Origin of the sequence: Porphyromonas sp. COT-290 OH860, from assembly GCF_000768935.1 — a bacterium.
Classification (GTDB): domain Bacteria; phylum Bacteroidota; class Bacteroidia; order Bacteroidales; family Porphyromonadaceae; genus Porphyromonas.
Genome location: NZ_JRAR01000050.1, coordinates 1 through 4,509 on the forward strand (window position 1 = coordinate 1; position 4,509 = coordinate 4,509).

Consider the following 4,509-nt stretch of genomic DNA (forward strand, 5'->3'; position numbering starts at 1 on the left):
CCAACCAGAGTAAAAAGGCAGTTTCAGCAGGAAGCGAACAAGAAGTATCAGTGGCAAAAGAAGCTTCTATAGTGAAGATATCCCTAGGAGAATCATCTCTTAAGTGGAAAGGATTTAAGCCTGGCGGGGAACACTTCGGATCGATCTCTCTTTCTGACGGAGAAATCAAACTTTCAGGAGACAATCTAGTGTCTGGATATGTAGCTGTACAAATGAACAGCATCGCAGTGGAAGACCTAGAAGGTGAAATGGCAGCTAAACTTAAGGGACACTTGGAAAGCGAAGACTTCTTCGACTCTAATAAATACCCCACAGCTAAGTTTGAGTTAACAAACCTCCCAGAAGGAGGTCTTAATCTATCTAAGATCACAGAGCTCACTGGAAACCTAACTCTTAAGGACGTAACAAAGAACATTACTATACCCATAGAAACAATCGAATCAGAATCAAATACAGCATCTTACAAAATTACTAGTAAGACCTTCACAATTAATCGAGCTGATTGGAATGTGCGATACGGTTCTAAGTCTTTCTTTGACAACCTAGCAGATAATTTCATAGAAGACAACATAGAACTTCAGTTTGTTATCTTAGCTAAGAAATAGCACAATCTCATAGATCTAATCCCTAGGATTTACATATAACCACAGGGTTTCAGATACAATCTATTAACCCTATACTTTGGGTTAGCTATTCATCAATCTATATGTAGCTAGCCCCAAAGTATAGGGTGTTATTGTATACTTAGATTATTTTCTATACAAATCAATTCTATCAATAACATGATTATATTACAGGGCCATAAAAAGCTAAATAATAAATACATTTGTACAAAATAAATTTATATAAAATGAAAACAGTATTTCATAAGGCTGACACCAGAGGTGTAGCCAATCATGGTTGGCTAAAGAGCTTCCATACTTTCAGCTTTGCTGACTACCACAATCCAGAACGCGTAAACTTTGGGGTCTTAAGAGTAATCAATGAAGACCGGGTACAAGGAAGTAAAGGATTCGGTACTCACCCACACAGAGACATGGAAATAATTTCTATTCCTTTATCTGGATCTCTAGAGCACAAGGATAGCATGGGTAATGGTAGTGTTATCAAACGTGGAGAGGTCCAGGTGATGTCAGCAGGAACAGGGGTGACACATAGCGAATTCAATGCTTCAGATAACGAAATAGTTCACTTCCTTCAGATTTGGGTGTTTTCTAGAGAAAAGGGGGTTAAACCTCGCTACCAACAAGAGCCCATCGCTCAGTTCCTCAAGGAGAACGAATTTCAACAAATCTTATCTCCTAACCAAGATGATCAGGGGGTTTGGATTCACCAAGATGCATGGTTTAGTTGGGCTGAATTTTCTGAGGACACTAAGAGTTCGTACACCATCAAGAGGAAAGATAATGGAGCCTATTTCTTCGTTATCAGCGGTAGTGTAGAGATAGCTGGCCAAAAACTTAACCCTAGTGACGGATTTGGTGTATGGGAAACTGACGAGGTTTCTGTAAGCGCCTCAAAGGATGCAGTTGTTCTTGTAATGGACGTCCCAATGGAATTACCTGAGTATTTATTTAAAAGATAATAGAATGAAAGTGTTAGCATTTGCGGGAACAAACTCTCGAAACTCAATCAACAAGGCTCTACTAGAATACGCACTAAGCCTTACAGAAGGAATCGATATAGAATGGGTAGATCTTAATGACTACGAGATGCCTATATACTCTATCGAACGTAATGAAGAGGGAGTACCTGCTCCAGCACAACTATTCAAGAAGAAGCTAAACGAAGCTGATGCTATCGCTTGTTCTCTAGCGGAGCACAATGGAGCATTTAGCACTGCTTTCAAGAACTTGTACGACTGGACATCTCGCATTGACATGAATGTATTCGGTAACAAGCCTATGCTGCTCATGAGCACATCTCCAGGTCAGAGAGGTGGAGCTTCTGTATTTGAGTTAGCATGTAATACATTTCCATGGTTCGGTGCGAACATCGTTGCCAAATTCTCCCTCCCGAGCTTTGGAGAAAAATTCGATATAGCACATGGGAAGATTACAGACCAAGAAGCGGATAAGCAACTTCGTGAACAGGTTGCTCTTTGGAGGAAGTTTTTATAATCCAATAAACCTATATTGAGTCAAAAAAAAGGCCGCAGGAAATGGTGCTCCTGCGGCCTTTTTTGATTTCAAGCATATAGAGATACATCTTGATACTTTCCCCTCTTGTTTCACCAACCCACCATCGGACTTTGGTACATTTGTACATTTGTACATTTGCATAAGATGTAAATTTCATCCCGTTTGGAGCAATTTCTTGTGCTGAATGGAAGTATTTATATTCTGAGCATAGCGATGTATATCGGTGTTTTTGTACGTACAAAAACACTACTTGCATTACACAGAAAAACGGAAGGGGAAGGGTGTAATAAAATCACCGTTCTTGGTGATATAACACCATCGCATCGTGCAAATCACTCACCCCACCATTTGTGGACTGTTGGACGGCTAAGACCTGTATCTCTGGCGCATTGAGATTTGTTCGTATTGTCGAGGTTATTTAGCCTCCATTCTCGAACAACACTAGCGTGCTCACTATTCCCTAGTGTCGCAACAGGGCGACCACTCCCCTCTCTCCAATCAGACTTACCCTTTATCTTTGTTACAATGTCCCGTGTAGCTCGAGCAATCTCAAGATGCACATCTTGCTTTCGATAGTTTCTCTTTGGGGCTGGTATTATCACTCCGATAAGCTTCTCAATCGTCTTCCGAGGAAACGTGCGATAATTCTCCTCGTAAGCCTTGAGAGCATCCTCTATATCCTCTTCCGTAAAGTGATTATCCTCTCCAGCTTTAATCTCCTCAAACCGCTCGAGGAAACTATAAGCATCTTCTCTTAACTCATCATAGGGAATACCGCACTTGATTGCGAAGCTAGATAGGCACATCAGAGCAAAGTATCTATGCCCCTCTTTGATTTTTCCGCTCCCCAATATACCAAGATACCAATCATAGAGGTCTCGCTTAACTATCCAGCCCTTATTCGTTTCCCCTCTGATGATGCGCTTCTCGTACCAATCTGGGTACAACCTTTTCGCCTCCTCAATGCCAACCTTGGAGGGGATATATTGAGCCTGCTCAATCTGCTCGACCTCCGCATCTGTCAATGGACTAGTCAAACGATGAAAACCTTTCAATTTTCTGTAATGGTCGTTGAGTTCTTTTATCGTGAACAGAGGGGCTTCTTCATCATAGAACGCTGTTACTCGAGTGCCGAATTTCGTCAGTGTCTCAGGCAGTCTAAACCCCTGAAATATGCCCTGTATTTGCAAATCCTCGTCATTATCAAGCACTGATGTAGACTTATTCCAAACGATGCGAGTTATCCCCTCCTTGAGCTTCTGAAGGAGCATCACAGACTGCGGAAATAGCGCAACAGGTTTCTCGAACAGATAGTACACGTGCAAGCCATTTCCACTATTGACTATGATGTTTGGTCGAGGGGTATGTGTGTCTTTGATGTTATAGATCAGCCACCTAATTTGCTTCTCGGCAACTCCGTCCAAATCAATAGCAAATCCAAAGGCATAACGAGCGTTAGTGCCTTTCCTGCTCCTGCCTATATAGGTCAATGGAGAGGATATGGCAAACCTATGCCCTCTAATCGCCTCGAGCTGGTCTCTAAACCCCCTGTTCAAGATGCGACACTTAGGACGATTAGGGTTAAGAAACATCACAATCCCATTGTAGTGATTGTCGTAGTAGTGTTCCTCTCCAGGCTCTTGGAAATGCAACACTCCCCTACGAGTAAAGACTACCTCGAGGAAACGTTCAAGGCTCAAGGAAGAATAGCCCTCGTCTAAGAGAATGTTACTCTTTAGACTAAAGAGTTCAATCTTATCTGAGATAGAACTAGGAAATCTTTCTTTCTTCATAATTGAATTAAGACCTTAAAATAATTACCCCGAATAGGGATTATGGTAGGGGTTAGCTGCTCGGTCGCTACGCTCCCTCGCAGCACCATTAGGGGACGTTATATTATCAATATAATTGTTTTTACATATTTGGGCAAAAATAAAAGGTTCATTTGGAACCTCAAAATAGGTTTAGCTGCTCGGTCGCTACGCTCCCTCGAAACATTATTGCGGGACATTATATTATCAATAGACTTCGGATATCTTCACAGATAATTACACCGATGCAAGTCATTATTAATCAAATACCAAGAACAACAGACAATCTTGTTTAAATCACAAGAAATCATTAGGATCAAAACATTTTGATCCTATATGTGTTATTAATCAAATAAAGTTTATCTAAAAACAACCATACTAAAAAATAAACAAAAAAAATGAAAAAAATCATCAGTTCTACCTTCCTAATTCTGGGCATATTAGCATTTGCGTCTTGTTCCAACCAGAGTAAAAAGGCAGTTTCAGCAGGAAGCGAACAAGAAGTATCAGTGGCAAAAGAAGCTTCTATAGTGAAGATATCCCTAGGAGAATCATCT

The 4,509-nt window shown here is 40.9% G+C and carries 4 protein-coding genes; 3 read left to right on the plus strand and 1 reads right to left on the minus strand.

Translation table 11 applies throughout. The features are described 5' to 3' along the window. The 3 genes from HQ41_RS05195 to HQ41_RS05205 all read left to right on the plus strand — a co-directional run. The coding region (locus HQ41_RS05195) for a YceI family protein (protein ID WP_044188866.1) at nt 1-605 on the plus strand (605 nt) is incomplete at its 5' end. 245 nt (nt 606-850) lie between these two features. Then, nucleotides 851-1,585, plus strand: coding sequence for a pirin family protein (locus tag HQ41_RS05200; protein WP_044188878.1), 735 nt, complete (start codon nt 851-853; stop codon nt 1,583-1,585). 4 nt (nt 1,586-1,589) lie between these two features. Further along, entirely contained in the window at nt 1,590-2,120 is a 531-nt protein-coding gene (locus HQ41_RS05205; RefSeq protein WP_044188870.1) for an NADPH-dependent FMN reductase, read from the plus strand. A gap of 353 nt (nt 2,121-2,473) precedes the next feature. Here HQ41_RS05205 and HQ41_RS05210 read toward each other — a convergent pair whose 3' ends face one another. Further along, the gene (locus HQ41_RS05210) at nt 2,474-3,934 is read right to left on the minus strand and encodes a hypothetical protein (protein ID WP_044188873.1); all 1,461 of its coding nucleotides are present in this window, start codon (nt 3,932-3,934) and stop codon (nt 2,474-2,476) included. Nucleotides 3,935-4,509 lie beyond the last annotated feature (575 nt).

Bases quoted from the DNA above. Each gene is read 5' to 3' on its own strand.
- HQ41_RS05205 (WP_044188870.1), top strand. From the start codon at position 1,590: ATGAAAGTGTTAGCATTTGCGGGAACAAACTCTCGAAACTCAATCAAC.
- HQ41_RS05200 (WP_044188878.1), top strand. From the start codon at position 851: ATGAAAACAGTATTTCATAAGGCTGACACCAGAGGTGTAGCCAATCAT.
- HQ41_RS05210 (WP_044188873.1), bottom strand. From the start codon at position 3,934: ATGAAGAAAGAAAGATTTCCTAGTTCTATCTCAGATAAGATTGAACTC.